At 63.0% G+C, this 26,495-nt stretch carries 24 protein-coding genes; 7 read left to right on the plus strand and 17 right to left on the minus strand.

Annotated features, from left to right (window positions below):
• The 14 genes from ACFPO9_RS27350 to ACFPO9_RS27415 are packed head-to-tail and all read right to left on the minus strand — an operon-like array spanning position 1 to position 17,636.
• On the minus strand, positions 1-981 hold the full coding sequence (locus tag ACFPO9_RS27350) for a polysaccharide deacetylase family protein (protein WP_379777527.1): 981 nt from the start codon (positions 979-981) through the stop codon (positions 1-3).
• Positions 978-2,279: a putative O-glycosylation ligase, exosortase A system-associated gene (locus ACFPO9_RS27355; RefSeq protein ID WP_379777529.1), complete on the minus strand. Its 1,302-nt coding sequence runs from the start codon at positions 2,277-2,279 to the stop codon at positions 978-980. Before ACFPO9_RS27355 ends, ACFPO9_RS27350 begins: the two co-directional genes overlap by 4 nt.
• On the minus strand, positions 2,272-3,447 hold the full coding sequence (locus ACFPO9_RS27360) for a glycosyltransferase family 4 protein (protein WP_379777531.1): 1,176 nt from the start codon (positions 3,445-3,447) through the stop codon (positions 2,272-2,274). Before ACFPO9_RS27360 ends, ACFPO9_RS27355 begins: the two co-directional genes overlap by 8 nt.
• On the minus strand, positions 3,444-4,658 hold the full coding sequence (locus ACFPO9_RS27365; protein ID WP_379777533.1) for a TIGR04063 family PEP-CTERM/XrtA system glycosyltransferase: 1,215 nt from the start codon (positions 4,656-4,658) through the stop codon (positions 3,444-3,446). Before ACFPO9_RS27365 ends, ACFPO9_RS27360 begins: the two co-directional genes overlap by 4 nt.
• On the minus strand, positions 4,659-6,557 hold the full coding sequence (locus ACFPO9_RS27370) for an XrtA/PEP-CTERM system amidotransferase (protein WP_379777535.1): 1,899 nt from the start codon (positions 6,555-6,557) through the stop codon (positions 4,659-4,661).
• A complete protein-coding gene (locus ACFPO9_RS27375; RefSeq protein ID WP_379777537.1) occupies positions 6,545-7,714 on the minus strand; it encodes a TIGR03088 family PEP-CTERM/XrtA system glycosyltransferase in 1,170 nt (389 codons plus the stop codon). Before ACFPO9_RS27375 ends, ACFPO9_RS27370 begins: the two co-directional genes overlap by 13 nt.
• Before the next feature lie 37 nt (positions 7,715-7,751).
• A complete protein-coding gene (gene xrtA / locus ACFPO9_RS27380) occupies positions 7,752-9,299 on the minus strand; it encodes an exosortase A (protein ID WP_379777539.1) in 1,548 nt (515 codons plus the stop codon).
• Positions 9,290-10,492: a TIGR03087 family PEP-CTERM/XrtA system glycosyltransferase gene (locus ACFPO9_RS27385; RefSeq protein ID WP_379777541.1), complete on the minus strand. Its 1,203-nt coding sequence runs from the start codon at positions 10,490-10,492 to the stop codon at positions 9,290-9,292. The genes xrtA and ACFPO9_RS27385 overlap by 10 nt, the downstream gene beginning before the upstream one ends.
• A gap of 5 nt (positions 10,493-10,497) precedes the next feature.
• Entirely contained in the window at positions 10,498-11,595 is a 1,098-nt protein-coding gene (locus tag ACFPO9_RS27390; protein ID WP_379777543.1) for a FemAB family XrtA/PEP-CTERM system-associated protein, read from the minus strand.
• Entirely contained in the window at positions 11,592-12,476 is an 885-nt protein-coding gene (locus tag ACFPO9_RS27395) for an XrtA system polysaccharide deacetylase (protein ID WP_379777545.1), read from the minus strand. Before ACFPO9_RS27395 ends, ACFPO9_RS27390 begins: the two co-directional genes overlap by 4 nt.
• A complete protein-coding gene (locus ACFPO9_RS27400) occupies positions 12,473-13,528 on the minus strand; it encodes an XrtA/PEP-CTERM system-associated ATPase (RefSeq protein WP_379777547.1) in 1,056 nt (351 codons plus the stop codon). Before ACFPO9_RS27400 ends, ACFPO9_RS27395 begins: the two co-directional genes overlap by 4 nt.
• Positions 13,529-13,540: 12 nt before the next feature.
• Entirely contained in the window at positions 13,541-15,124 is a 1,584-nt protein-coding gene (locus ACFPO9_RS27405; RefSeq protein ID WP_379777549.1) for a TIGR03016 family PEP-CTERM system-associated outer membrane protein, read from the minus strand.
• Positions 15,105-16,055 carry an XrtA-associated tyrosine autokinase gene (locus ACFPO9_RS27410; protein ID WP_379777551.1) on the minus strand — a complete coding sequence of 317 codons (951 nt, stop codon included), beginning with the start codon at positions 16,053-16,055 and terminating at the stop codon, positions 15,105-15,107. The genes ACFPO9_RS27405 and ACFPO9_RS27410 overlap by 20 nt, the downstream gene beginning before the upstream one ends.
• A 36-nt stretch (positions 16,056-16,091) precedes the next feature.
• Positions 16,092-17,636, minus strand: a complete 1,545-nt coding sequence (locus ACFPO9_RS27415; protein ID WP_379777553.1) for an XrtA system polysaccharide chain length determinant — start codon at positions 17,634-17,636, stop codon at positions 16,092-16,094.
• Between the two features lie 445 nt (positions 17,637-18,081).
• Between ACFPO9_RS27415 and ACFPO9_RS27420 the strand changes: the two genes are divergently transcribed.
• From ACFPO9_RS27420 to ACFPO9_RS27445, 6 genes are all read left to right on the plus strand, one after another.
• Positions 18,082-18,783, plus strand: coding sequence for a S1 family peptidase (locus tag ACFPO9_RS27420; protein WP_379777555.1), 702 nt, complete (start codon positions 18,082-18,084; stop codon positions 18,781-18,783).
• A gap of 148 nt (positions 18,784-18,931) precedes the next feature.
• The gene (locus ACFPO9_RS27425) at positions 18,932-19,516 is read left to right on the plus strand and encodes an XrtA/PEP-CTERM system exopolysaccharide export protein (RefSeq protein WP_379777671.1); all 585 of its coding nucleotides are present in this window, start codon (positions 18,932-18,934) and stop codon (positions 19,514-19,516) included.
• 190 nt (positions 19,517-19,706) lie between these two features.
• Positions 19,707-20,333, plus strand: a complete 627-nt coding sequence (locus tag ACFPO9_RS27430) for a hypothetical protein (protein ID WP_379777557.1) — start codon at positions 19,707-19,709, stop codon at positions 20,331-20,333.
• A gap of 1 nt (position 20,334) precedes the next feature.
• Positions 20,335-20,622 carry an HPr-rel-A system PqqD family peptide chaperone gene (locus tag ACFPO9_RS27435; protein WP_379777559.1) on the plus strand — a complete coding sequence of 96 codons (288 nt, stop codon included), beginning with the start codon at positions 20,335-20,337 and terminating at the stop codon, positions 20,620-20,622.
• Positions 20,616-21,533 (plus strand): HprK-related kinase A, encoded by a 918-nt coding sequence (locus ACFPO9_RS27440; RefSeq protein ID WP_379777561.1) that lies wholly within the window; start codon positions 20,616-20,618, stop codon positions 21,531-21,533. The genes ACFPO9_RS27435 and ACFPO9_RS27440 overlap by 7 nt, the downstream gene beginning before the upstream one ends.
• Positions 21,534-21,538: 5 nt before the next feature.
• The gene (locus tag ACFPO9_RS27445) at positions 21,539-22,642 is read left to right on the plus strand and encodes a nucleotidyltransferase domain-containing protein (RefSeq protein ID WP_379777563.1); all 1,104 of its coding nucleotides are present in this window, start codon (positions 21,539-21,541) and stop codon (positions 22,640-22,642) included.
• Positions 22,643-22,771: 129 nt separating this feature from the next.
• Here the strand turns inward: ACFPO9_RS27445 and ACFPO9_RS27450 are convergent, their stop codons facing one another.
• Complete coding sequence (locus tag ACFPO9_RS27450) at positions 22,772-23,650, minus strand: PEP-CTERM sorting domain-containing protein (protein ID WP_379777565.1); 879 nt, start codon at positions 23,648-23,650, stop codon at positions 22,772-22,774.
• Positions 23,651-23,858: 208 nt separating this feature from the next.
• Between ACFPO9_RS27450 and ACFPO9_RS27455 the strand changes: the two genes are divergently transcribed.
• Entirely contained in the window at positions 23,859-24,728 is an 870-nt protein-coding gene (locus tag ACFPO9_RS27455) for a ThiF family adenylyltransferase (RefSeq protein ID WP_379777567.1), read from the plus strand.
• On the opposite strand, the gene ACFPO9_RS27460 is transcribed toward ACFPO9_RS27455, so the two are convergent.
• Entirely contained in the window at positions 24,725-25,552 is an 828-nt protein-coding gene (locus ACFPO9_RS27460) for a PEP-CTERM/exosortase system-associated acyltransferase (RefSeq protein WP_379777569.1), read from the minus strand. The genes ACFPO9_RS27455 and ACFPO9_RS27460 overlap by 4 nt on opposite strands.
• Positions 25,553-25,578: 26 nt before the next feature.
• A complete protein-coding gene (locus ACFPO9_RS27465) occupies positions 25,579-26,451 on the minus strand; it encodes a PEP-CTERM/exosortase system-associated acyltransferase (RefSeq protein WP_379777571.1) in 873 nt (290 codons plus the stop codon).
• Positions 26,452-26,495 lie beyond the last annotated feature (44 nt).

Here is a 26,495-nt window from a genome sequence, read left to right on the forward strand (position 1 = left end):
TTACTCTTGGGTCAGCCAGCGCAACAGGCGCAAACCGAAGAACACGGGATTGCTGTCCCATGGACGGCTGCGCGGCAGCCGGAACATGTTTTGTCCCTGCATCGCGGCGCCGACTTCGGTCGTGAAGGCGGCCGTGAAGCCAGCGGCGCGCACCATCTCCACGTGGCGCTCGTCGAAGTCCTTGCCGACCTTGCCGTTCGGGTAGGCGAAGTAGCGCACGGCGGTGCCGGTGATCGCTTCCAGGTCGTGCTTGCATTGGACGATTTCGTCGCGCGCCGCTTCGTCGCCTAGCGAGGTGAGGATAGGGTGCGATACCGTATGCCCGCCGATTTCGAAATTTTGCGCGGCCATTGCCTGGATCATCGCCGGCGTCAGCATCAGGCTGCCGGCGTGGCTGCCGGCCACCTCGGCCACGCGTTCGGTCAGCGCCAGCCGTTCCGCCGGCGGCAGGTATTTCGCGTGCGCGGTCAGTGTGTTCAGCAGGTTCTTGCGGTCCGCCCGGGTGCGCAGCACCTGGGGGCCCAATCCTGCCGCGCTCAGATCGAATTCGCCGTCGGGCAGGCAGCGCACCGCTGCGGCCAGGGTCTCGTTCCACATGGCGCCCGAGTCCAGGTAGCCGGTCGTCACGAATACGGTGGCCGACAGGCCGAATTCTTTCAGGACCGGCAGCGCCAGGTCGTGGGTCGAGCGGTAGCCGTCGTCGAAGGTGATGCAGACCGCGCGTTGCGGCAGGGTGCCGGCGGCGAGCTTCGCCATTGCCTCGGACAGCGGCAGCACGTTGAAGCAGCGCGCCAGCAGCTTCATTTGCCAGCGGAAGGTCTCGACCGTCGGCTCGTCGTCGAACAAGGGGTCGGGCTCGGGCAGGATGCGGTGATAGTTAAGGACGAACAGGCGCCTGGCGCCGCTGCGGCGGGACAGCATGGTCCCGGCCGCGCGCACCAGCAGCTCCGGCAGGTCGTTAATTACTCGGGAGGTCATCATGCGCGGCTGCTTTCCAGAATAGGCGGCTGAGGCGCCGCAGCGGATACCGGGTGCTGCTTCGGCTTCCAGTTCTTCGGGATCAGCACTTTTTCGAGTAATACCAAAATGATCACGACATCATACAGCAGGTCGGCATAGGCAAGGGTCAGGAACGCGCCGCCGACGCAGTAGCCAGCCAGGCTGACCTGGCCCATCGCGGCCAGGTCCGACGCCCACTTCAGCTCCGGCTTGTCCTTGCAAAACCGCAGGACACGGCTGCCGGTGCGCCAGCTGATCACCAGGAAGGCAAGGAACAGCGCGAGGCCAATGAAGCCGTGCTCGCCCAGCACCTGGAAATATATGCTGTGCGGCGCATGGACGTCATACGGATTCGGCGCGTAGATGTGGAACATCCTGGGCGTGAAGACCCGGTAACCTCCGCCCAGGAGGTTGTCGGTGGCGATATTGAAGGCAAAGTGCCAGGCATTCACGCGACCCATCGCCGAGCCGTCGGCCTTGTATTCGCCGATCGATTCCATCCGGCCGAACCATTGTTCCGGCATCAGGAAGAAGATCAGGGGCAGGATCATCAGGACCACGAGGCCGGTCTTGAGCTTGTGACGGCTCTTCAGCCAGAGCATGAACATCATGGCGGCGCCGCCGATCAGGGCGCCGCGTGAGTAAGAGCCCAACACCGCAGCCCCGGTCAGCAGCGCCAGTGCCGCAAAGCCCCAGCGCATCCAGCGCTTGGTGGCCTGCAGGTAGTGGTACCAGACCAGGGGGACGATCGTTAGCAGCGCCAGCGCCAGGTCGTTGTTGTCGGCAATGTAGGTGCCGGGCGGCCCCATGACGCGGCTGGAACCACCGGAGAGCAGGGTAAACACGCCGCCCTTCAGGCCGTAGAATCCGAGCGACAGCATCACCACCAGCGCAAACTGCTTGACGTCCTTTTCATTGTTCAGTGCGGCAATCGTCACCAGGGTAAAGAACAGGGTCTTCATGACCCGGTTCCATTCTTCCCAGGCGCGTTCCTGTTCGAACGCGAACGGCGTCGTAATCGTCATCCACACCATGAACACCATCAAGACGATTGTCAACGGCGTCTTGGGAAGCTTGATCTGCCCCGGACGCAGGTACAGCGATACCAGGGTCAATCCGGCGACCACCGCCACCCAGGGGAAGCTGAAGGCGAAGCCGTAGGCCAGCCGGTGCGGGTTCATCAGCGACAGCCAGGCGAAGGTCATCACGCCGATGGCCGGCCGCTTGGGGATTTGCACCACGAGGGCCGCGATGGCGAGGAAGACGATGATGTCACGCATGGCAGTACGCCCCATCGCGCTGCACCAGCGCCTTGAACACGGCCAGCTGGCCGGCGGTGGTGTCGTCCCAGCTGAAGCACTCGGCGTAGCGGCGGGTGGCGGTGCGGTCCGGGTAGTTGGCGCGCAGCGCCTGCACGCCGTCGGCCACGCCGCGCGCACTGAGTTCGTTCATCAGCACGCCGGCTTCCGGCGCCGCCACGACTTCCGGCGTGCCGTACACGCGGCTGGCCACCACCGGGGTGCCGCAGGCCATGGATTCGAGCAGCACGTTGGCCCAGCCTTCGCGGCTGGAGGCGAGCACGAGCGCGTCGGCCTGGTTGTAGTGCTGCACCAGTTCGGCCTGGCGCACGGCGCCGAGGAAGTCGACGCGTCCGGCCACGCCCAGGTCCTGCGCCAGCTGCACCAGCTTGGCGCGGTCTGGACCATCGCCGGCAATGCGCAGATGGACGTCCGGCAGCATCGGCAGTGCGCCGATGATGCGTTCCTGGCCCTTGACCGGCACCAGGTGGCCGACCGCGAGCAGCGTGAACGGGCTCTGCTCAGCGGGACGCGGCGTCGGATGGAACAGCGCCAGGTCGACGCCGTTACGCAGGGAGGTCACGTGCTCCGGCGCCACGCCGAGCTCGATCACTTCGTCGCGCAGCGCGTTGCAGACCGTGATGACATGGTCAGCGCCGGCCGCGGCCCACTGGATCATGCGGCGCGGCAGGCGGTAGTTCGGCAATTGGGTGATGTCGGAGCCGCGTGCGGTGATCGTCACCGGCTTGTTGAAATAGCGTCCGAGCATGACGGCGGCCACACCGTCCGGGTAGAAATAGTGGGCGTCGATCACGTCGAAGTCGAAGCCCTCGTCGAGCAGGCGGCCGATGGCGCCGCGGCTGGCCGCGGCCAGCAGCGCCGGCGCCACGTTCATGCCGATCTTCGGCAGCACCGGATAGCGCGGGTGCGCCACCTCGATGCCGAAGCGCTGCTCGTGGCGCGGCACCGCGGCCCACGCGGCCCAGGGGCCGAAGCGCGGATGGCGCGACGGAAACCACGGCACCGGCGCGACCACGCGCGACTCGACCTGGCCGCTGGCGATCAGGTGGCGCAGGCGGGTTTCAACGAAGATCCCGTGTCCCGGCTTGACGCTGTTCGGGAACAGGGTGCTGAAGGTCAGGATCTTCATGCCGCCCTGCGGGCGGTCAGCTGCCCATAGATGTTCTTGTAGCGCGCCACGCTGGCGCGCCAGTTGCGTTCGGTTTCGACGTATTCGCGACCGGCCGCGCGCAGCGCCGGCCAGCTGTCCTGCGCCTGCAGCAGGGCGCCCAGCTTGTCGGCCAGCGCGTCCGGATCGTCCGCCTTGAACAGCACACCGGTCTTGCCGTCGGCGATCAGCTCGAGGTGGCCACCGACATCCGAGGCCGCCAGCACGCGGCCCTGGGCCATCGCTTCCAGCGGTTTCAAAGGTGTGACCAGGTCGGTCAGGCGCATCGACAGGCGCGGGTAGACCAGGACATCAAGCAGGTCGTAATACTTCTGCACCTGCTCGTGCGGCACGCGGCCGGTGAACACCACCTTGTCGGCGATCCCGAGTTCGACCGCCTGACGGCGCAGGGCTTCGTCCTGCGGACCGCCGCCGACCAGCAGCACCCGCAGGTCGGGCTGTTTCGCGACCAGGCGCGGCACCGCGCGCAGCAGCACGTCCAGGCCTTCGTAGGCGTAGAACGAGCCGATGAAACCGACCAGGCGGCTGCCGGACAGGCCGAGCTTTTCCTTGAGGGCGAGGTCAGCGCTGCCGCCGACCTCGAACTTGTCGATGTCGACCGCGTTCGGGATCACCGTGACCTTGCTGGCCGGGATGCCGCGCGCCACGATGTCCTTGCGCAGGCCTTCGCAGATGGTGGTAACGGCATCCGCACGCTGCAGCGCCCAGGTCTCGAGGGCGCGGGTGGCGCGATAGCGCAGGCCGAATTCCTTGGCAGTGCCGTGGTCGACCGCGGCGTCTTCCCAGAAGGCGCGCACTTCGTACACGACCGGGATGCCGAAGCGGCGGCCGGCGCGCAGGGCGGCGACGGCGTTCAGCGATGGCGAATGCGCATGCAGGACATCCGGCTGGATCTGCGGAATGATCTCGGCCAGGCGCCTGGCCAGGCCGTCGATCACTTCCTTCTGGTTCAGGACCGGCAGCTTCGCCAGCGGGCCGGTCGAGGCGCGCGTACGGTAGAAGTGCAGACCGTCGACGGTTTCCTCGAGCATGTCGCCGGAATGCTGCTTGGAGCCGGTGACGTGGAAGGTTTCCCAGCCGAGCGCGCGCTGCTCGCGCAGGATCGAGCGGGTGCGGAAGGTGTAGCCGCTGTGCAGCGGGATCGAATGATCGAGGACGTGCAGGACACGCATTTACGCTCCCTCCATTTCTTTGCGAAGGAATGCCTCGAACATCAGCGTGGTCCAGATTGGCGCGCTGTAGTCGCGGCGGCCGGATTCGTGCTGTTCGACGATTTCGGCCAGGAAGGCGGTGTTGAAGATGCTGGTGCCGGTCAAAATCGGGCCCAGCAGCGATTCGCGCACGCGCTGGCGCAGCGGACCGCGGAACCAGGCCGCCAGCGGCACCGCGAAGCCCTGCTTCTTGCGGTACAGAATGTCGTGCGGCAAGTGGCGTTCCATGCTCTTCTTGAAGATATATTTGCCTTCGCCGTTCTTCAGCTTGATCGACGACGACAGACCGGAAATCCACTCGACCAGTTCGTGGTCCAGCAGCGGCACGCGAACCTCGAGCGCATGCGCCATGCTGGCGCGGTCGACCTTGGTCAGGATGTCGCCGGGCAGGTAGGTTTTCATGTCCAGGTACTGGATCAGCGACAGCGGGTCGTCGGTGGGAGCGTTGGCGGCGTGGCCGCGCATCACGTCGATCGCGCGGTGGCCTTGCAGGCGCTGGCGGAATTCCGGGGTGAACAGGCGTTCGCGCATGGCGTCCGACATGATCGACACGCCGTGGAAGTAGCCTTCGACCAGGTCGCGCGCCAGTGATTCGAAGGTGGTCTTGGCGCGGAAAACACGCGGCGCCCAATCTGCCTTCGGATAATAGCGGCCGAGCGGGCCAAACACATTGCGGCGTAGTGCCGGCGGGATTTTCGAGCGGACCGCGTCTTCCGCCATGGTCAGGCGGTAGCGGCGGTAGCCGGCCAGGTTTTCGTCGCCGCCGTCGCCCGACAGCGCTACCGTGACGCGCTTGCGCGCCAGCTGGCAGACGCGGTAGGTCGGGATCGCGGAGCTGTCGGCGTACGGCTCGTCGTACAGGCCGGCGAGCGTGTCCAGCAGCGCGTAGTCGTCGGTGTCGACGGTCTCTTTGTGGTGATTGGTCTTGTACTGCTGCGCGACCTGCTCGGCGTATTCGGATTCGTCGAAAGCCTTGTCGTTGAACGCGATCGAGCAGGTGTTGACCGGCTTGTCGTCCAGGCCCGCCATCATTGCCACCACCGCGCTCGAATCGACGCCGCCCGACAGGAAGGCGCCCAGCGGCACGTCGGCCTTCAGCTGGCTCTTGACCGCTTCGCGCACGCGCGAGGCCAGCTCGCCGGCGGCGTCGGCCTCGGTCATCTGCGCGTGCTGCTTGAACGGCACGTCCCACCAGCGCTTCGGCTCAGGCACAGGCTGGCCGATGCGCACCGTCAGGCAGTAGCCGGGCGCCAGCTTGCGCGCGCCCGCATAAATGGTTTTCGGTTCCGGCACATAGCCGAAGGCGAAGTATTCCTCGACCGCGCATGGGTCGATCTCGCGCGACAGCCCAGGATGGGCGCGCAGCGATTTTAGTTCGGAGCCGAAGATGAACATTCCGTCCGGCAGGTGCGCGTAGAAGAAGGGTTTGACGCCCATATGGTCGCGCGCCATGAACATGACCTGTTTGGTGCGGTCCCAGACGGCGATAGCGAACATGCCGCGCAGGTGGTGCACACAGTCCTCGCCCCAGGCTTCCCAGGCATGCAGGACGGCTTCGGTGTCGCTGTTAGTGCGGAACGCGAAGCCGAGTTTTTCCAGCTCGACGGTCAGCTCGCGGTAATTGTAGATCTCGCCATTGAACACCACACCGACGTCGCCGGCGGCGTTGAACATCGGCTGTTGACCACTGGCCAGGTCGATCACGGACAGGCGCCGGTGGCCGAAGCCAACGCCGGGCTCGGTATAAATGTCGCCCTCGTCAGGACCGCGGTGATGCTGGGTCTCGTTCATCCGCTTGAGCAGCACGGGATCAATCGGGCGTGCGCCCATGGTATCGAAAATACCGACTATTCCACACATGATTTGATGGGCTTCCTGAATGGGGTTTTACGTTCGAGCAGGCTGTCGTAGAGCGCCTGGTAACCGGCGACCATCGCCGGCATCGAATAATGGGAGAGCACGCGCGCGCGGCCGGCCGCACCGTGGGCTGCGGTCAGCTCGGGGGCGCGCAAATAGGGGGCCAGGGCGTCGGCCATCGCGGACGGGTCGCGCGGCGGCACCAGCTGGCCGGTGATGCCTTCGGCGATTACTTCGGGTACGCCGCCGACGCGGGTGCCGACCGCGGGCAGGCCGCTCGCCATCGCTTCCAGCACGCTGCCGGGGGTGCCTTCGGCGATCGACGAGATCGCATACACGTCGAAGCCGCGCAGGATCTCGGGCACGTCGTAACGGGCGCCCGGCAGCCACACCAGGCCTTCGAGGCCAAGTGCGCGCACTTTTTCGCGCAGGGCCGGCAGCAGGGGGCCATCGCCGACGATCGCCAAGCGCAGCGCGGCCGCCTCGCCCGGCAGGCGGGCGCGCAGGAGGGCGAAGGCGTCGACCAGAGTCGCGTGGTCCTTGACGTCCTGCACCCGGCCAACCGTGCCGATCACCCGGCAGGCCGGGCCGAAACCGAAATCCGGGCGCTGCTCGTCCGCCGCCAGCGGGCGGAAACGTTCGGCATCGATACCGTTGGCCAGCAGGCTGCTCTTGTGTTCTGGTACGCCGATCACCTGGCGGTTCCAGGCCAGCATGTCGCCGGAGTTGGCGTAACAGTGGTCGTAGAAGGGCAGCATCAGCTGGCGCAGCACCTTGTGCTTGGGGTTGCGTCCTTCCGGGTCGGCGGCGTCACGGCCGTGCAGGCCGTTGACGCGCACCGGCACGCCCGCCAGCAGCGCCACCGGCGCATATTCGATCGCGGCCAGGTTATAGGTATGCAGGATGGCGGGCTTCAGCCGGCGCAGCAGCTTGAACAGCGCGGCATGCGTGCCGAGCGACAGGCCGGGCTGCTTGTCCAGTGCATATACTTCCACGTCCGGCTTACTGATTTTGCGCGCGAAATCCGTATAGTGCGTGAGCGCGACGACCGCGTGACGGTAGGCTGATGCGGGCATCCGGTTGATGCGCTCGATCAGCAGGGTTTCCAGTCCCCCAAAGTCGAGACGATAGGTGAGATGGACGATCAGGGGGGCGGTCATCGGTTCTTCTTCAGTGCGTGTAACTGCGCGTATTGCTTTAATGCCGGCGCTCGTTATCGAGCGCCACTTTGATATTTTTATAATTGTCTAACAGAAATGAATGTAGTGTCGCACGCGCTGTATCCGGATTGTCATTAAAGGGCGCAGACAGCATCACAGCCGCACCATCGTCGCCATGTAACAACAGTTTGGAGCGTGCCTGTAATAATTTGCCGACCACGGCGCTGGTGGTGTCACTGTCGCCCACCCGCATCCAGTCCCACACCAGCAGCGCGCGGCCATCGCTGCGCAAGACGGTCTCGCGCAGCGCCAGCGTAGCGTCGCCGACATTTTCGACACGCTTGGCCGACGCCGTTTCATGCCAGGTGTCCTTGTAGCCGGCCAGCCGGTTGAGGGAACTAATCAGGGATTTTTCGCGATTCTGGTTGCGGTAGTACAGCAGGGTGAGGCCGACCGGCGTCGCGCCCTGCGCGTAGCTGCGATGCAGGGCGACGTCGGGTGCCATGTAGTACGGCTTCCAGTCGGCGAATTCGGGTGCCTTTGGCCATTGCACGGCCACGTCAGCCAGCTGTACTGGCGCCGGATTGTGGTTGGCGTGCTCGCCGTAAAGCGCGAAGGCCGGCCACACGGCGCTGAGGATGATGACGGCGGCGGCCATGCCGGGAATGCGGCCCGGGACACTGACGCCCCCCTGCGCCGCAGACGTCGCTGCTGCCAGCGCCTCGGTGTCTTCGCGCCAGTAGCTGCCGATCCAGAACATGATGAACATCACCAGGCCGAAGAACAGCCAGCCGTAGATCAGGTGGTCGACGCCGGTGGCCAGTTCCATGCCGGACAGGTGGCCGATCATCACGATCATGTAGGCGCGCAGGCCGTTGGCGATGATCGGCACCACGATGGCCAGGCCGATGAACAGCACGCGCCGCGCCATCGAGCGGTAGGTCAGGTAGGCGTACAGGCAGCCCAGCGTGATCGAGGAGATCAGGTAGCGCACGCCGCTGCAGGCCTCGACCACCGACCAGTTCCCGGTCGGCAGCTCGAAGCGGGTGCCGCTGCGCAGCACCGGGATGCCGGTGGCGCGCACCGCGGCCACCGTGAAGTCGGCGGTGAACTGGATCAGCGGGGCCACGAAGATTTCGCCGAAGGGCACCGCGAACAGCAGGAACAGCAGCGGGAAGGCCAGCGAGCCGGCCAGGCGCGGGCCGAGCATGGCCAGCGCCGCCACCGGGAACATGGCGACGAAGGTGTATTGCGAGACCACCTGCACCTCGCCCAGCTGGGACGCCAGCCAGCCGGCGCCGAGCAGCGCCAGCAGGACCAGCGCCGGCGCATAGGGCTCGGGCGGATAGACGCTGAAATTCTCGCGGCGGCGCCAGATCAGCCACAGGCTGATCGGCAAAATCACGTAGCCGTGGGCGAAGGTCTCGGAACTGTTCCAGATCGAGACGATCGAGTGCACGGTGCCGAAATACAGGGCGAAGGGCGCCAGCAGGGCCAGCGCGATCAAGACGATGGACGAACGCGCCAGCGGCGGCGCGGCCGGGGTGGCGGTGTGGGCGACGCCGGGCGGCGGTGTCAGGAACATTCCAGGTTCTCCCCTATGCATGCGAGGTTGCTCGACCAGCTGTAGCGGCGCTGGACCTTGGCCCGCGCGGCCTTGCCGATGGCGTCGGCGGCGCTGGCCTGGCCGGCCAGCAGGGTGGCGACGGTGTCGACGAAGGCGGCGGCGTCTTCGGCCAGCACCAGTTCGGTGCCCGGTTCGGCGTCGATGCCTTCCAGGGCCTGCGGCGAAACCACCACCGCGCGCGCCATCGCCATCGCTTCCAGCACCTTGTTCTGGATGCCGCGGGCGATGCGCAGCGGCGCCACGGCCACCGCCGCGTGCGCGATATACGGACGGACGTCCGGCACGGTGCCGGTCACCACCACGCCGGCCTGGCCGGCCAGGGCCTGCACCGCCGGCGCCGGGCGAGCGCCGACGATGTAGAAACGCAGGTCGGCGAAGCGCTCGCGCAGCTGCGGGAAGACATTCCGCGCAAACCATTCCACGGCGTCGACGTTGGGCCAGTAATCCATCGCGCCGGTGAACACCAGCGCGCGTTCGCCCGCCGCGTAGGGGCTGGCGTGGGCCTGCTCGGGCGAGAAGTAGTCGGTGTCGACGCCGTTGTTGAAGTGGCCGATCTTGGCGGTGCTTTCCGGCGCCAGCTGGCGGAACAGGTCGGCCTCGGGCGCGGACACGAACAGCGAGGCGTCGTAGTCGCGCGCCACCTGGCGCTCGTAGCGCAGCAGCTGGTTCGCCTCGTAGCGGTACAGCCAGCTCATGGGCGCGGATTTCTTGTCCGCGTACTGGCGCCATTTATCCGAGTCGACGTCGCAGAAGTCGACCACGCGGCGCGCATCGCGGTAGGGATCGGCGTACTGCGCCATCGCCGACGAGAACACCAGCACGCGTTCGATGCCGCGCGCGGCCACGGTGTCGCGCACCCAACGCGCGATTCCGGCGTCGCGGTAGTACTCGAGCGAGAGCGAACGGTTCTTCAGCAGCGCGCCCAGGCTCTTGATACGCGCCGCCAGCGGGCGCATGCGGGCGAAATGGCTGCTCGCGCACAGCGCCTCGACGTGCGGCACGTACTGCCAGTCGTCGGGATCGTCCACGAAGGTCGCCAGGTGTACGCGGTAATGCTTCGCCAGGTGCTTGAGCAGGTGGTACGAACGGATCTTGTCGCCCTTGTTGGGCGGGTAGGGGATCCGGTGGATCAGCAGGAGCAGGTCTTCCACGATTTTCAGCCCAGGTTGCGGACGATGTACGGACCCATGAAGTTCGCCAGCGGCAGCGGCAGCTTCTTCCACATCTTGATGAACAGCTGGTATTTCGGGTTCAGCGGGTTGTTGTCCGGCAGGGCGGTGGCGCCGTACAGCTTGTACTCGTAGGGCAGGTGCTCGGCGGTGAAGCCCCAGTTCTTCTTGAAGTCGTAGGCGCCGGTGCCCAGCTTGCTGCGGCCGAAGTCGAAGATCCGGCAGCCGCGCGCGGCGGCGGCCTGCATCAAGTTCCAGTACATGAAGTCGTTGCCGGCCACGTTGCGCGCGATGTCCATGCCGCCGCCGTAGTAGGGCACGACTTCGTCGCGCCAGTAGAACGACAGCACCGATCCCACCAGTTCGTCCTTCTCGGTGAGGATGGTGCGCACTTCGCACTCGTCGCCGAAGGTCTTCTGCAGCAGGGCGAAGTATTTTTTCGGGAATACCGGGGTGCCGAGGCGGTGCACGCTGTGCGCATAGGCTTCGAACATGCGATCGACGTTGTCCTCGACCACGCCCTTCAGGCCCAGCTTGATGCCCTTGCGGACCATCGCGCGCTGCTTGCGCGGGATCGCGTTCAGGTTTTCCTCGTCATCGCCGCTGATCTCCTTGCGGAAGGTGACGTACAGCTCCTTGGTGTGCCAGTTCGGATCGATCGGGTGGAAGCGCCGCATGCCGCGGTATTCCAGGTGGCCCACGCCGAGCTGTTGCGCCAGTTCGTGCGCGGCCTGGTCCAGCAGCGGGCGCGCGGCCTCGTTGGTCGCGGCCGGGCCGCCGTAGACGCAGAAGGGCATCGCACCCAGCGAGTGGCCGAACAGGCGGCTCTTGATCTCCGCGAGCGGCAGCACGCCCTGGATCTGGCCATCCTGCTCGACGAAGTAGAACCAGGTCTTGATGCCGAACGAGGCTTCGATCACCTGCTGCCAGCCGGACAGGTGGAAGAAGGTGGCTTCGGGGCAGGCGCGGACGAAGGCGTCCCAGCGGGTGCGGTCCTGCGGCTGCATCAGGTGCAGGGTCAGCGGTCCGGCGGCAGTGGCCGGCGCGGTACGCTTGGTTACTGCTGCTTCAATGATCGAGTTCATGCTTGATTCAGAAAAATGCGGTCCATGCGGTCCCAGGCGAAATCGCGCGCCAGGGCTTCGATGCGGCTTTCCATCCGGTCGATGTTGATGTAGTGGCGGAAGCGCGATTTGGCGTCCAGGCCCGCGGGACGCGGCTGCTGGCTGTCGAGCTCCCACGGATGGAAGTAGAACAGCGCGGGATGGCGGTCGTCGCGGTTGACCTTGGCCATCATCCAGCGCGACAGCGCATAGGGCAGCAGACGGAAGTAGCCGCCGCCGCCGGCCGGCAGGTTACGGCCCATCATCTGGACCGTGGTGATCGGCACTTCCAGCAGGCCATCCGGGCCGTTTGGATAGAACGCGAAGCGCGGCGCTTCCGGCATGCCATAGTGGTCGTGCGCGATCGGGTAGATGCTGGAGCTGTAGCGGTAGCCGGCTTCCAGCAGTTCGTCCAGTGCCCACAGGTTGGTGCGGCCGATCGAGAAGCTGGGCGCGCGGTAGCCGAGCACTGCCTGGCCGCCGATGTCTTCCAGCAGCGCCTTGCTCGAGCGGATGTCGTTGGCGAATTCGGCGCGGGTCTGGTCGGAGGCGCGCAGGTGGCCGTAGCCGTGGCTGGCCAGCTCGTGGCCGCCGGCGACGATGCGCTTGACGACCTGCGGATAGCGCTCGGCGATCCAGCCCAGCGTGAAGAAGGTGGCGCGCACGCCCTTGCGCTCGAACAGGGCCAGGATGCGGTCCATGTTGGCTTCGACGCGGCACTCGCGGCTCGGCCAGCTGGCGCGGTCGATGTAGGGCGCGAAAGCCGAGACCTGGAAGTAGTCCTCGACATCGCAGGTCATCGCATTGCGGATGCGTTCCCCCGGCGCCGGCAGGCGATGCGGGGCGAGTTCGAACATGTTCATTCTTGGTTGTCCATCGGCTGGGTTACCGCCCCCTGGGGCGTGGCGACGATCTTCTTCAGGATCGACAGCACGGAAACGATCGATTTTTCAAGACGCATCATGCGTTCGTCGAGCACCTCGACGCTGGCGACGCGGCGTTCGCCGACGCGCTGGTCGAGCGTGCGCAGCTCCTGCGGCAGGCTGCCCAGGCCGGACCCCGGCAGCGTTTCCTGGACCGGTGCGGCTTGACCTTCGGGCAGCTGGAATTCCTCGCTGATGTCGCTGATGACGGTGTTGACGTCCGCTTCCGTAAAGGCGTGCATCTCTTCCAGGTAGCCCATCAGCAGCACCCGGTCCATCAGGGTGTTGACCTTGCGCGGGATACCGCCGCTGTAGGCGTAGATCGCGGCATGGGCGCCGTCGTCGAAGGCCGGGTCGCCGTTCCAGCCGACCGTTGCCAGACGGTGCTCGATGTAGGCGCGGGTTTCCTGCGCGTCCATCGGGCCCAGGTGGTAGCTGGCGATCACGCGCTGGCGCAGCTGCTGCATGCCGGGGCTGTGCAGGGTGGCGCGGAATTCGGGCTGGCCGAGCAGGAAGGTCTGCAGCAGCGACTTGTCGTCGGTCTGGAAGTTCGACAGCATGCGCAGTTCTTCGACGGTGCGCGCCGACAGGTTCTGGGCTTCGTCGATGACCAGCAGGGCGCGCTTGCCCTGGCGGTCGACTTCGGTCAGGAATTTTTCCAGGCGCGTCAGCAGGTCGGTCTTGCTCGCGCCTTCATACGGCAGGCCGAACGCCGACACCACCATGCGCAGGGTGTCTTCCGGGTCCAGGTGGGTGTTGACGATGTGCGCCGCCACGATCTGGTCCGAGGGCAGGCGGTTGAACAGGTTGCGCACCAGCGTGGTTTTGCCCGCGCCGACTTCGCCGGTGACGATGATGAAGCCTTCGCCCTGCGACAGGCCGTACTCGAGGTAGGCCATGGCGCGCTTGTGGCCCTTGCTGCCGAAGAAGAAGTGCGGGTCCGGGCGCAGCTGGAAGGGTTTGGCGGAAAATCCGTAAAAGGTCTCGTACATCGCTGCTCCGAATTAAAGCTGGACGGTAATCGTCGCCGCCAGGGCGTTCTCGTTGTAGCCGGCAGGGGCTGCGCCCGCGCTGTTGATCAGGACGCCGCTCGGGCCATGGACATGGCGCAGCTCGAGGCTGCCGCGTGTCTTGCGGTCGAACTGGCGCGTCAGCCCCAGGCTGATCTGGTGATTTGGCGATTCGATGCCGGTCGCGAGCGACAGGGCGCGGCTGCCCGTCACCAGCAGATTGGCGCTGGTCCGCGGCGACAGGCGGTAGTCGAAGCCGGCCTGGATGCCCTTCTGGCGCACATTGTTGTTCAGTGAACCGAACTGGCTTCCCAGCAGTTCGCTGTCGCTCTGCTGGGTCGTCAGGGCGACGCGTTCCGACTTGTACACCGACAGGCTCACGCTGCTGTACGGCATGCTGTAGATGTAGCCCGCCTGCAGGCGCTTCTCGCGTATGAAGCGGTTGCTCAGGTAGTTCACGGAGTCGGCCAGGGTCGGCGGCAGGCCGCTGGCGGCGATGTAGTTCTGGACCGCCTGCGCGCGCAGGACCGGATCCGTGATCGTGGCGCTGAACAGCTGGTCGAGCATGGCCGCGGTGTCGATCGCCGCGGGCAGCAGGAACTGCGAGCGGCTGGTCGTCACCTGGTCGGTGTAGCTGAGATTCGAGACCAGGTGGCGGTTGCGCTGCACCGCCTGCAGCGAACCGGTCTTGCCGAGATAGCTGTGCCCGAACCTGGCGTCGACGCTGGTGCGGGCGGTCGGCGTCCAGGTAAAGCCGGCGGTGAGGCTGCGGCCCGCGTTGCGGTCGTGCGAGGTCGAGTATTCGTAGCTGTCGTAGCCGGCCGTGGCGAGCGCGGTCCAGGTGCGGCTGAGGCGGTAGTGCAGCGTTGCCGAGGCATTCGACATGTGCGACCCGCCGAAGCGCTCGGTCTCCATGTCCTGGCGCGAGTACTGCAGCGTCCAGCCGAGTGGATTCGTGCTCTGCCTGCTGTTCAAGGTGAACGCGCCCGAGCTCGACAAGCTGTTGCCGAAGGCGGAGGTCTGGTTCTGGCCATCGGTCCTGACGCCGTCGCGCGTCAGCTGGACCCGCAGGTCGGCCACGCTGCCGAAGCGGTGCTGCAGGATCGGGCTGATGCTCCAGGTCTGGACGTCGGTGCTGTTGAAGGTCGAGTAGGGCGTCGTGAAGCGCGGCCCGAAGGCCGAAATCGCCTGCCTGGAACCGCTCGCGCGGGTTTCCAGGGTCAGCAGATTCTCGATCAGCATCGCCTGCGCATTCACCGCATAGCGGCGTTCGCGGTCGTGCGTGTTCGGCAGGTTCTTGTCGTCGTAGGCGTAGAAATGCCATTCGCCGGAGGCTGCCAGGTGCAGGCGGCGCGAATGGCTGACCAGCGTGAAGCCGGGGGTCGATTCGGCGATCCACTGGCCATGGGCTTCCTGGTCGCGCTGCAAGCCCGGATTGTCGCTATAGGTTTCGGAGACGCCGATGGTCGGCGTGAATTTCCAGTCCGCACGGCACTCGGCCGACAGCATCAATGCCGCGAGGGCGAACGGCGTCAGCCGCAGCGCCTTGAGCGGCAGCTTAGCCGTAGTGATAGTCATACGTCTCTTCGATGCCGGGGAGGTCCCTGGTCTTGTTATAGATGAGATTGACGTTGCCGAAGCCTTCGATCTGGCTCAGGGCTTCCTTGACCGCGTGCTGGGTCGTGGTCTGGGCTTCGACCACCATCACGATCTGGCCCATGTGCGAAGCCAGCACCCGCGATTCCGAGGTCAGCAGCAGCGGCGGCGAATCGAAGATGACGACGCGGTCCGGGTAGCGGTTGGCGATTTCGCTGACCAGGTTGCTCATGGTCGAGCTGGCCAGCAGTTCGGTCGCGCGCGGCGTGCTGGTGCCGGCCGGCAGGATCGACAGGGTATCGACGTTGGTGCGCAGCATGACGTCCGCCATGTCGAGCTTGTCGTCGACCAGGATGTCCATCAAGCCGCGCTGGTTCGGCAGGCCGAGGGTGCGCAGCACCGAGGGGCGGGCCACGTCGGCGTCGACCAGCAGTACGGTGTGGTCGAGTTCCATGGCGATGCTCATCGCCAGGTTGATCGCCGTATAGGTCTTGCCTTCGCCCGGCAGCGAGCTGGTGACCATGATCAGGTTGCCCGGCTTGCCGGCCGGCGAGCGTTCGCCGAAGGCGCGCTGCAGCAGCGGACGCTTGATGATGCGGAAGTCTTCCAGCAGCGGCGTACGGCCGCCGGCCGCGGTGACCATGCCTAGTTCGCGCATGCGCGCCAGGTCCAGTTCGACACGGCGGGTCGTGAATTTCGGCATTGCCGGCTGTTCGTTGCCGATGGCCGGCGCGGCCGGGATCGCGTGCACGGGTTCGTGGACGACGGTGTCGTGGATGACGGTTTCGGCCACGGCCGGGCTGTCCGCCAGCACGGCGTGGGCCACGCTCGCCTCGGCGGGGCTGGCAGGGACGGCCGTGGCGGCGCTGCGCTGCCGGTCGATGCGGCTGGCTGCTTTTTCAATAATGCTCACGTGGTACTCCTTGCAATCTTTGCGGGGGCGCCGCGATTAAAGCGTGGGGTGGGACAGGATGGCCGCCATGCCGGCCCCATAGATGCCGAACAACACCAGCACCGATACCCCGAGGGCGGCCAGGCGGCGCTTGCGGCGCACGGTCTGTTCCGCGGTCCAGTTCATGCCAATCGAGCCGAGCACCGGCAGGCCGGTGACCTCACGCAGGGTGGCCTGGCTCAGGAAGGTCGGGCGCAGCTGGCTCATCAGGAAGGCGACGGCGATGCCGGCCGCCAGCGCGCCGGCAAACACCAGCGAGAACAGGCGCAGGCGGTTCGGGCCGGTCGGCTGGGTCGGGACGATCGGCGGATCGATCACGCGGAAGGCCAGCATGTCGGTGGCGGACGACAGGTCGCCCGACAGGCGCGCCGATTCGCGGCGTTCCAGCAGTTTCTGGTAGTTTTCCTTGTTGACCTGGTAGTCGCGATTCAGCTGGGCGAGCTGGGCTTCGACTTCCGGCACCTGGCCGCTCTGGGTGCGCAGGCGCGCCACGCGGGCCGCGTATTCCTCGACCCGGGTACGCATCGATGCCACATGGGCCTCGGCCTGCGACAGCGAAACGCTCAGCTGCTGCAGCATCGGGCTGTAGCCGGCGCCCGGATCGGCGCTGCGCTTCTTGTTCTTGGCCAGATCGGCCTTTTGCGCCAGCAGCTGGTCCAGCAGGCGGCGATTGGCGACGATGTCCGGGTGCTGCTCGGTGTACTGCAGACGCAGCGCGTCCAGGTTCTTCTGGGTGGTGGCGATGCGGTTTTCGAGTTCCGGATCGGTGACCGGGATTTCGACGACTTCGCCTGACTTGCCCGGCTTGGCCGGCTCGCCCGAGATCTGGCGGCGGATCGCGTTGCGGGCCTGCTCGGCCTCGGCCAGTTCCAGGCGCGCCTGGCTCAGGGCGTCGGTGGCCGCGATCAACTGGCCGCTGAAGTCGCCGCCGCCTTCGCGCGGCAGCAGGCCCATGTTCTTGATCTTGAACTCTTTCAGCGAGTTTTCGGCGGCGGTCAGCTTTTCTTCATACGACTTGATCTGGTTGTCGATGAACTGTACGGCCTTTTCCGAATCCTGCGTTTTGCCGCCGTAACTGCCCTCGACGAAGATTTGTAGCAGGGACTGTACGATGTCCTTGCCGAGCTTCGGGTTGCTGGCGTTATAGGTGATCGTGTAGATGTCGTCGCGCTCGGTGCCCGCAATCTTGATCTGGGAGATCAATTCGTCGACCATCTTTTCGTGTTCCTTGCTGTCCTTGGCCTTGACGTCCAGGTCCACCATGCGCATCAGGCGCTCGACGTTCGGGCGGCTGATCAGCGTGCGGCGCATGAACACCACCTGCTGGTCCAGGTTGGGCATCGTGGTCATGCCTGACAACAAGGGCTTGAGGATGCTCTGGGTATCGACATAGACACGGGCGGAGGCCTCGTACTGGTTCGGCAGGCGCAGTACCACGGCCCAGCCGATGACGGCGATGGTCCAGGTAATGGCGACCGCGTACCAGCGGTACTTGCCGATTGCTTTAAGGAAATTCAGGAGGGTGGCTGTGATCTCTGCCATCGTGTCAATCTCACAATGAAAAATCTGGAGTCAGGTAGTGATCCAGATCAAAGGAAAATGGAATACATCGCATCATCGCTTGTACTCAGGGCAATTGCAATTAAGCACAAGAAAAATGTGAAGGGCTCAACAAGGCGTACCTCGTCTACAACACAAATTCCTTTAAGAAACCCGGAGTTAGGCTAGTTTTGGATTGGCTTTGTGAAATTATTGACGGGGTTTTAATGAAATCGCTTCCATTTTTTGCATTGAGGAAATAGGACTATGACGTGCAAAGCATTCATGAAGTAGACTTGCGGAATCGCAACTTTCTCAAAGTAACTGCTTCATTGTAATGTCTAAATTGCAAAAAGGGGTGCACGGTTGGTGCGCTATCGAAACACCATGGAAGCTGTGGCAAGCTGTGTTGGCTGGCTTGGCAGCAATTTGCGTACTGGCGCCAGCAGTGGCGGCCGACTTGACGGCCGTGATTCCGGTCGTCAAGCGTTCAGTGGTGGGCGTCGGCACTTTCGAGCGCACGCGCAGTCCGTCGACCGTGTTCTTCGGCACCGGTTTCGTGGTGGGCGACGGCTTGAGCGTGATTACCAATGCGCACGTGGTGCCCGAAAAGCTGGACGAGGCGCACATGGAGCAGCTCGGCATTGTCATCGGCGACGGCGACATGGTGCGCTTTCGCCCGGCCCAGCTGGTGGCGCGCGACACCGAGCACGACCTGGCGCACCTGCGCCTGAGCGGGCCGCCGCTGCCGGCATTGAAGCTGGGTGATTCGGACGGCGTGCTCGAGGGGCAGGGCCTGGCCTACACCGGCTATCCGCTGGGCATGGTGCTGGGCCTGCATGCCGCCACCCACCGCGCCACCCTGGCCGCCGTCACGCCGATCGTCATGCCCTCGCTCAATTCGCGCAAGCTCGACCCGCGCCAGGTGGTGCAGCTGCAGCGCAGCTCCTTCGATATTTTCCAGCTCGACGGCACGGCCTATCCCGGCAACAGCGGCAGCCCGGTCTACGACCCGGCCAGCGGCGAAGTCTGGGGCGTCATCAATGCCGTGTTCGTGAAAGGACTGAAGGAGAGCGCGATCAGCAATCCCAGCGGGATTACCTATGCGGTGCCGGTAAAGTATGTGAAGAATCTCATGCAACAGAAGTGAGGCTTTGGGAAAGTTTTCTAGCGTGCGAGGCTTTTCCTAAAGCACTATGTTATACAATACATAGCCGTTAGCGGCTTATTAACATTTGTGTTGGACGAAAGGGAATGACGTGGGCAAGTACAAGGCGAACCTGATCAAACATACGGCAATGGCGGCCACCGCTGCGCTTGCACTGGTCCTGACCGGCTGCGCCACCCGGACTCTTCCGCCGCAAACCCAGGTGACCAATCCCGACTACCTGATCGGGCCGGGCGACACCGTCAACATCATGGTCTGGCGCAATCCGGAGGTGTCGATGTCGGTGCCGGTCCGTCCGGATGGCAAGATCACCACCCCGCTGGTCGAAGACCTGCCGGCCGCCGGCAAGACTTCGACCGACCTCGCGCGCGACATCGAAAAGGCGCTCGCCAAGTTCATCCAGCAACCGGTGGTGACCGTCATCGTCACCAACTTCGTCGGCAATTTTAGCGAGCAGATCCGTGTGGTGGGACAGGCCGCCAAGCCGCAGGCCCTGCCGTACCGCCGTGACATGAGCCTGATGGACGTGCTGATCGCGGTCGGCGGCGTGACCGAATTCGCGGCGGGCAACCGTGCCAGCCTGATCCGTACCGTCGACGGCAAACAGCAGAAATTCAACGTCCGTTTGGACGACCTGATCAAGGAAGGCGATATCTCGGCCAACATGCCGATGCGCCCAGGCGATGTGCTTGTTATTCCTGAAAGTTACTTCTGAAGCTCTGTCAGTTTTCTTTACAGCATAGGAAGATTAAGCACGATTCTTATCGGCAACTATAGTTTTAAGTGGCTGATTTCTAAAGCGTTGCTTTTGAGCAGGCATGGGGTGGCATAGGTATTGCTTACTCTTAAAGAATCTGGCATTGTTTATGCTGCCTAACTGTTTAGATACCGAACGAGGACCTTAAGTGGCTACCGAAGACCCGCACGCAAGCGAAAATGGCAAGCTTTCAGCAGACACCGGCATTGAGCAGGTCCAATTTGCCACCTCAGATCCCTTGTCGGTAAAAGGCAAGGCGCGTCGTCGCTTTGCCAGGGCCGGAGCCGGTGCGACTGGGGTGTTGCTGACTTTGCACAGTCAGCCCGGCATGGCATGTACTTTTTGCGGTGTTTCGATGTCGGCCGCCGTATCGGCAGTGGGTAAGCAAAAGACCACTGCCGTGATGAGCCATCAGGCACGCTCCCCAGTCTGCTACGGCAAATTGCCGCGCGAATGGACCACCATGTCCTGGCCCAAAGGGTGTGCGTCTGGCGACTTGTTTCGCAAGCATTTCAGCTGCAGTTCGCGCAGTCCGTATTACAACGTGACCTGCAAGTCAATCATGGCAGGATCGAGCAAAGATCCTTCGCGTATGGCCCAATATATTTTGGCGGCCTACTTGAACGTTCTGTCGAACCGCGTGAATTTCCTTACCGTCGGTTCGTTGCAGGAATTGTGGATCGAGTGGAGTACGAAGGGGTATTATGCACCGATGGCCGGCCAGCGCTGGTATACCAATGATATCGTCGGTTACCTGTACGGCACCATGGACTGACGTGGCCGACCGTGAAATTTGGCGTCTGCGCCCAGGGCAGACTCTTCAATACCGGCACTGGGACGATGAATATGTGTTGTACAACGACCTGTCCGGTGACACCCATCTGCTCGATGACGCCGCTATCGAAATCCTATTGTTCCTGAAAAACGACCCTGCTCCCTTACCCGTGCTCGCCGCCGTGCTGCAGTCGGCTTTCGATATCGACGATACCGAATTGTATGAAGAGATAGGTATTCTGCTTGAACGGCTGAAACATCTCTACCTGATCGATACGCTGGCATGCTGACGGTCGCATCGCTTTCCCGCAACGAACTCAACAAGCGTCTGGCAGGCGTGGGCTTAGTGGTGCGGACCGGGCCTTTCGTTAGCCGCATCCACTCGCCGATTGCTCAGATTGCTGATGGTATAGCCTTGCTGTACGGCGATTACCCACTCGTGGACGAGAACGGCTTTGCCGACTTTCATGTGAATATGCGACGTTCTGCAGGTTTGCGGCGTTGGTACAAACCGCAAGTGCGCTTCGATCTCGATGGGCACGAACCTTTCGAGCCGTTGCCGGAAGCACATGCTTTCCCCATGCTCGAGTGGGCCTTGAACTGGTGTATTTCGACCCGTGCGCACAGTTGGCTAACGGTGCATGCAGCCGTCGTCGAAAGGAATGGCTTGGCAGCGATCCTGCCGGCGCCACCAGGGTCAGGTAAGAGCACCCTGTGCGCGGCCTTGGTCAACCGTGGCTGGCGCCTGCTATCCGACGAGCTGGCGATGTTTCGTCTGGCGGACGCACGCCTGGTGCCGGTGCCGCGCCCGGTCAGCTTGAAGAACCGGTCGATCGAGGTGATCCGCAACTATGTGCCCGACGCCGTATTCAGTGTCCCGGTCGGCAACACCACCAAAGGAACGGTAGCGCACCTGAAAGCGCCGTCCGAGAGCATTGCCCGCGCCGACGAGACGGCACAGCCCGCCTGGATCGTTTTCCCCAAATACGAGTCTGGTGCCGCAACCTCACTGGTACCGATTCCACATGCGCGCGCCTTTTTCCGCGTGGCAGAAAATGCATTCAACTATAGCCATATGGGGGCTGCCGGATTCCAGACCCTGACGGCTGTGATAGACGGCTGCGCCAGCTATGATTTTCGTTACAGCAACATAGATGAGGCAATTGCCCTGTTCGCTGCCCTGGAGAGGCCTCGGCAGTGAAGCACATGTCGATATTGTTACTTGCGCTGCGCAGTCCCGGTCAGATCGCCTCGTTCAGCTTGGCCGACTGGAACTTGCTATTGCGTCAGTCAACCAGTGCGAATCTGACGCCGACCCTGCTTGCTACCATCGAGGAAGCCGGCACCCTCGACCAGGTGCCGCATCAGGCGCGCGCCCAGCTCGACTGGTCGCGCGCGCTGGCAACGCGCCATCGCCAGGCCGTAGGCTTCGAGGTCGACTGTATCCAGAGTGCTTTGCGGCCGACCGGTTTGCCGCTCATCCTGCTGAAGGGTGCGGCCTACACGATGGCCGGCCTGCGTGCTGGCGAGGGCCGCTTGTACGGCGACATCGATATCCTCGTGCCCAAGTCACGGCTGGACGAGGTCGAATCGGCGCTGATGTTGCACGGCTGGGCCAGCACTCACCACGATGCCTACGACCAGCGTTATTACCGCGAGTGGATGCACGAATTGCCGCCAATGCATCACGTGCGGCGCCAGACCAATATCGACGTCCATCACGCGATCGTGCCGGAGACTGCAGCGGCGCGCCCCGATCCGGCCAAGTTGCGCGCGGCCGCGGTGACTGTGGCGGATGCCGGCGACGGCCTCCCACCTGTGCAGGTGCTGGCCCCGCACGACATGGTGCTGCACAGCGCCGTGCACCTGTTCTCGGACGGCGAATTCAAGCATGGCTTGCGCGACCTGTTCGATATCCACCGCTTGCTGCTGGAGTTCGGCGGACAAGCCGGGTTCTGGGCGGGGCTGGCGCCGCGTGCGCGCGCGCTCGAGCTCGAGCGGCCGCTGTTCTATGCGCTGCGCTATGCGGTGCGTCTGTTCAACACGCCGGTGCCGGACACGGTGCTGGCGGACGCGGGCAGCGGGGGCGGAAGCCCGGGCCGGGCACTGCTGGCGCTGATGGACCGGCTGTTCCTGCGCGGCCTGGCGCCGGCCCACCCGAGCTGCGCCGATGCCCTGACGCCGCTGGCGCTGAGCATGTTATATGTGCGCGGCAACTGGCTGCGCATGCCGCCCCTGCTGCTCTCGCGGCATCTATTCCATAAAGCCTTCATCACGCCGCGCGTCGACGCCGGCCAGGTCCAGCAGTAAAAATAACAAAGTAGAAATGAAAACACCCTGCAAGCCGAGGCTTTGCAGGGTGTAAAGAATTCCGTCAAGCCGAAGCCGATGGCGGCTTCGGCCTGGCAAGGCCGGATTATCCGGCGCTTGTCCTGACGATTACTTGCGGCGACGACGCAGGCCAGCCACGCCAGCCAGGCCCAGGCCCAGCAGAGCCAGCGAACCCGGTTCCGGGACTTCGCCGATATTGCCTTGCACGTCTCCGGTTGCGTCGACAGTCCAACCGGCACCCGACGAACGGCCGGTTTGACCGAAAGTGGTCTTGAGGTACAGATCATGCGCGTGACCGTTCAGGTCATTTTGCATGTTGGTATCGAAAACCTCTTGCCATGAGCCGCCGGTCACGTCCAAGTAACCTGCGCCAAAACCAGAAATGTTATCGTTCTGGAAGGTGGAGGTATAAGTGGCACCTGGGCGATTCTTAACTGCGTCACCGCTGAAAACAGCGGAGAGAGCAAGTTCGCCACCCGTATTGGAAATGCCGTTGTAGCCTTTTTCACCAATACGGGCGGAGGGGCCCTGGGTAAAATCGTAATTGGCGCTGTTCAGATACAGGTTCATCCAGCCACCAGTGCTGTAGGTAACGGTCGTCATGTCGCCACCATCTTCGTCACCGATCACGCTGACACGCATGTCTTTCAGGCCACCGAAAACACCGGTCATGTAGCCATCTTTCTCGATGCTGAACAGCGTTTGATTGTTCGACAGACGCGAGATGGACTGTACCGAGAAAATACCCCAGGTATCTTCCTTGCCGTCGAACGAATTTGGCGCTTTATACAAAGCAGCAGCGTCGCAGGTGTCGACGGTGTCGCATTTTTTACCCAAAGTATCACCGTAGCCAGTGGTGCCAGCGTCGAACGCATTGATAGTAATTTTGATATCGCCAGCGACCAAGGTCAGGGCGCTTGCTGGAGCTGCCATGCCGAGGGCCAGTGCGGCTCCAGCGACAATTCCCGAAATCTTCTTCATGTTCATCTTGATCCTCACAAGGTAGTTATACACAACAGCGACACAGAGTATTAAGCATTATCTGTGCCATCTTTAAATTTTATTTTTAAGTAATTGATTTTAAAAGAAAAAATCGACTCATCGTAAAATTTTGGAAATTATCATAATGTGGCTGTAAGAAAAACCGACAGTTAACTAGCGAACACATCTGTCGCATAATAGCTGGCCTGGAGCAGTGCCCTGTACCGATTTCCACGATAACTTTCACCAAGCCACTATGACTACATTCAACTACGACGAATTTACCAAGCGAAACGGCGGCTATATCAACATCGCGACACAGGACAAGATACGTAACGTCCGAGTCCTGTTTGCAGGATGCGGGCTGGGTAGCAGCACAGTCATCTGCGCGGCGCGCAGCGGTTTCCAGAACTTCGTGCTGATCGACGGCGACACGATCGACGCCCACAACCTGAATCGCCAGTTCTTCGATCTCGAGGATGTCGGCATGACCAAGGTCGAAGCGTTGAAAAAGCACATCCTGCGCATCAATCCGGAAGCCAAAGTCGAGGCCCACGTCGCCATGCTCGACAAGAACAACGCCGCTGACCTGGTCAGTAAGGTCGACCTCATCTTCGACACCATCGACTTCGTGGACCTGGAGGCGGTGCTGGCCCTGCACGGCAATGCAGCCGCGCAAGGCAAGCCGATCTTCACGGCGATGAACATCGGCTTCGGCGCCGGTGTGCTGTATTTCCCGCCGAACTCAGGCAATTCCTTGCCCGAAATCCTGCAGCGGGACGTCGAGGCCGCCGCGGCCGAAGGCAACCTGAGCTATACGGCCGTGTTCGGCCGTGTGATGGCACGCATCGGCGCCCATCTCGACCAGCAAGTTCGGGAGGAAGTCGCCAAGGCATTGACCATCATGGAAGATGGCACGGCTTGCCCGGCATCGCAGATTGCCGTGGGTAGTTTCTCGGTGGCCGCCCTGGCGGTGGCAATGATGCATGACACGCTGGCGGGAATGGAAGTGCCTGCGGCGCCGAACATGGTCATCCACAGCTTTCGCAACCACATCACCAAGCGCGTCAGTATTGCCGCTTAATTTTCCTGCTGGCGCACCACGTGCAGGTGCGCGGCATGATGCTCGACCACCGGCAGCCGTTCGCTGAACCAGGCTGCCAGTGTCGGGTTGCCGGATGCCATTTTGTCGCGCAAATCTTCCAGGTCGAGGACGTAGGGGGTCACGGCGCCGTAATAGCTGGCTTCCGGGCCGATCGGCGTGAATCGGAAACCCATCTTTTTCAGGGCATGGGCGAGCGAACGTTCCATTGCCGCAAACCAGTAGCGCACACCTGTCTCGAAGCTGTGGCGGAACATTTCGCGGTACATGCCGAGCAAGAGCATGGGTGAGGTATAGTCTCGGCGGTCGATGGCGGGATCGATCGGCGGCTCTTCCGACCCGAAGCCGGGAATGCCGAGCACGCTATCCGCGCGCCGGCGGCGATGGCTTTTCCTGACTACCAGGCGCGAGATCTCGGCACATTGCTCCGAGTCGGGCATCTCGAAATCGTCGAAGGTCCGGCAGTGGAGTTCGAACGGATATGGCTTGGCACCTTTGGGCTGCACGAGCCTGACTGCACCCACCAGTTTCTCGTCCATCGTGTAGGCCGCGAAATGGGTGGAAACACTATCGTAATCGTCGAACTCCAGGCCGTCTACGTACTGTTCTGCCTGGAGAAAAGCGCATTCCACGCAATACACTTGGTGGCGTAGCTTGAAGATATCGCTGGGCACCGTACTGGCATGGTTGCCCAGGTATATTCGGAAAATTTTACGGTTGACGTAATCGATACGTTCCTGGTGCGCCCCATAATCCGTTGGTGGCAGGAAGGCGCTGGGCGCGGCGTATGCTTTTCCGTTGTTCATCCCATTTATTGTCCTGACGGACCCTTTTATTTTTTCCTGAATCGACCCTCCAGGAAGTTGCCGACCATGGTTTTCACCATGATCCACATGGGGATCGGCTCATCATTGAACCAAGCAGCCAGAAACTTGTTTTCGTTTTGTAGACGGCCGATCAACTCATCCAAATCTGCGACAAAGGGCGTGACTGGACCGTAGTAGTCGACTTGCGGTCCAATCGGCACAAATTTGAATCCCATCTTTTCCAGCGAACGCGCAAGCGAGCGTTCCATGGCGGCATACCAGTAACGGATACCGTTCTGGCGGCTGTACCTGTAGAGCTCGCGATACATGCCGAGCAATAATAGCGGACTATTTCCGCGCTTGTCGCGCCGTACGGTTGGCCTCGGTTGAATCGACTTCGTGCTGCCTTTTTCCATGAAATCCGCCGAAATACCCTCCATCGAGTCGCCACGGCGCCGCCGATGCGTTTTCTTGACGACCAGACGGGAGATCTCGGCAGCATTGTCGCGCGCCGGGTAGACGAATTCCGGAAACGCCGCGCAATGCGTTTCGAAGGGGTAGATCTTGCCCGGCGCCGGCTGCACCAGACGGACCGTGCCGACGATATCGTTGCTCAGCGTGTAAGCGGCAAAATGGATCGAGCAATCGTCGTATTCGTCCATTTCCAGCTCTTCCTCGAAATCGCTGGCCTCCAGATAATGACGCTCGAGGCAATAGACGTCGTAACGCAGCCGGTAAATCTCTTTCAGAACATAGGATTCCATGTCCCCCTTTAATACCTTGCGGAAATTAAAGTAGGGGACCAGAACGTCGCTCTTGCCGAGAAAGCGCTCGGCGAACCGAGAGAAAAATCCGGTGGGTGCCTGTTCGTAGTCTTGTTCTTGCGTCATCGAAGTCATGGTGGGCTCATCCTGGAGGCCGTCATTGCGAAGCTGGGAAAAAG

It is taken from the genome of Massilia aerilata, from assembly GCF_042656905.1.
In the GTDB taxonomy this organism is placed as follows: Bacteria; Pseudomonadota; Gammaproteobacteria; order Burkholderiales; family Burkholderiaceae_D; genus Telluria; species Telluria aerilata.

What these genes read in the sequence shown, in the direction of transcription:
- ACFPO9_RS27350 (WP_379777527.1), bottom strand. Translation starts at nt 981, where the DNA reads ATGATGACCTCCCGAGTAATTAACGACCTGCCGGAGCTGCTGGTGCGC.
- ACFPO9_RS27355 (WP_379777529.1), bottom strand. Translation starts at nt 2,279, where the DNA reads ATGCGTGACATCATCGTCTTCCTCGCCATCGCGGCCCTCGTGGTGCAA.
- ACFPO9_RS27360 (WP_379777531.1), bottom strand. Translation starts at nt 3,447, where the DNA reads ATGAAGATCCTGACCTTCAGCACCCTGTTCCCGAACAGCGTCAAGCCG.
- ACFPO9_RS27365 (WP_379777533.1), bottom strand. Translation starts at nt 4,658, where the DNA reads ATGCGTGTCCTGCACGTCCTCGATCATTCGATCCCGCTGCACAGCGGC.
- ACFPO9_RS27370 (WP_379777535.1), bottom strand. Translation starts at nt 6,557, where the DNA reads ATGTGTGGAATAGTCGGTATTTTCGATACCATGGGCGCACGCCCGATT.
- ACFPO9_RS27375 (WP_379777537.1), bottom strand. Translation starts at nt 7,714, where the DNA reads ATGACCGCCCCCCTGATCGTCCATCTCACCTATCGTCTCGACTTTGGG.
- xrtA (WP_379777539.1), bottom strand. Translation starts at nt 9,299, where the DNA reads ATGTTCCTGACACCGCCGCCCGGCGTCGCCCACACCGCCACCCCGGCC.
- ACFPO9_RS27390 (WP_379777543.1), bottom strand. Translation starts at nt 11,595, where the DNA reads ATGAACTCGATCATTGAAGCAGCAGTAACCAAGCGTACCGCGCCGGCC.
- ACFPO9_RS27395 (WP_379777545.1), bottom strand. Translation starts at nt 12,476, where the DNA reads ATGAACATGTTCGAACTCGCCCCGCATCGCCTGCCGGCGCCGGGGGAA.
- ACFPO9_RS27400 (WP_379777547.1), bottom strand. Translation starts at nt 13,528, where the DNA reads ATGTACGAGACCTTTTACGGATTTTCCGCCAAACCCTTCCAGCTGCGC.
- ACFPO9_RS27405 (WP_379777549.1), bottom strand. Translation starts at nt 15,124, where the DNA reads ATGACTATCACTACGGCTAAGCTGCCGCTCAAGGCGCTGCGGCTGACG.
- ACFPO9_RS27415 (WP_379777553.1), bottom strand. Translation starts at nt 17,636, where the DNA reads ATGGCAGAGATCACAGCCACCCTCCTGAATTTCCTTAAAGCAATCGGC.
- ACFPO9_RS27425 (WP_379777671.1), top strand. Translation starts at nt 18,932, where the DNA reads ATGGCGGCCACCGCTGCGCTTGCACTGGTCCTGACCGGCTGCGCCACC.
- ACFPO9_RS27440 (WP_379777561.1), top strand. Translation starts at nt 20,616, where the DNA reads ATGCTGACGGTCGCATCGCTTTCCCGCAACGAACTCAACAAGCGTCTG.
- ACFPO9_RS27445 (WP_379777563.1), top strand. Translation starts at nt 21,539, where the DNA reads ATGTCGATATTGTTACTTGCGCTGCGCAGTCCCGGTCAGATCGCCTCG.
- ACFPO9_RS27450 (WP_379777565.1), bottom strand. Translation starts at nt 23,650, where the DNA reads ATGAACATGAAGAAGATTTCGGGAATTGTCGCTGGAGCCGCACTGGCC.
- ACFPO9_RS27460 (WP_379777569.1), bottom strand. Translation starts at nt 25,552, where the DNA reads ATGAACAACGGAAAAGCATACGCCGCGCCCAGCGCCTTCCTGCCACCA.
- ACFPO9_RS27465 (WP_379777571.1), bottom strand. Translation starts at nt 26,451, where the DNA reads ATGACTTCGATGACGCAAGAACAAGACTACGAACAGGCACCCACCGGA.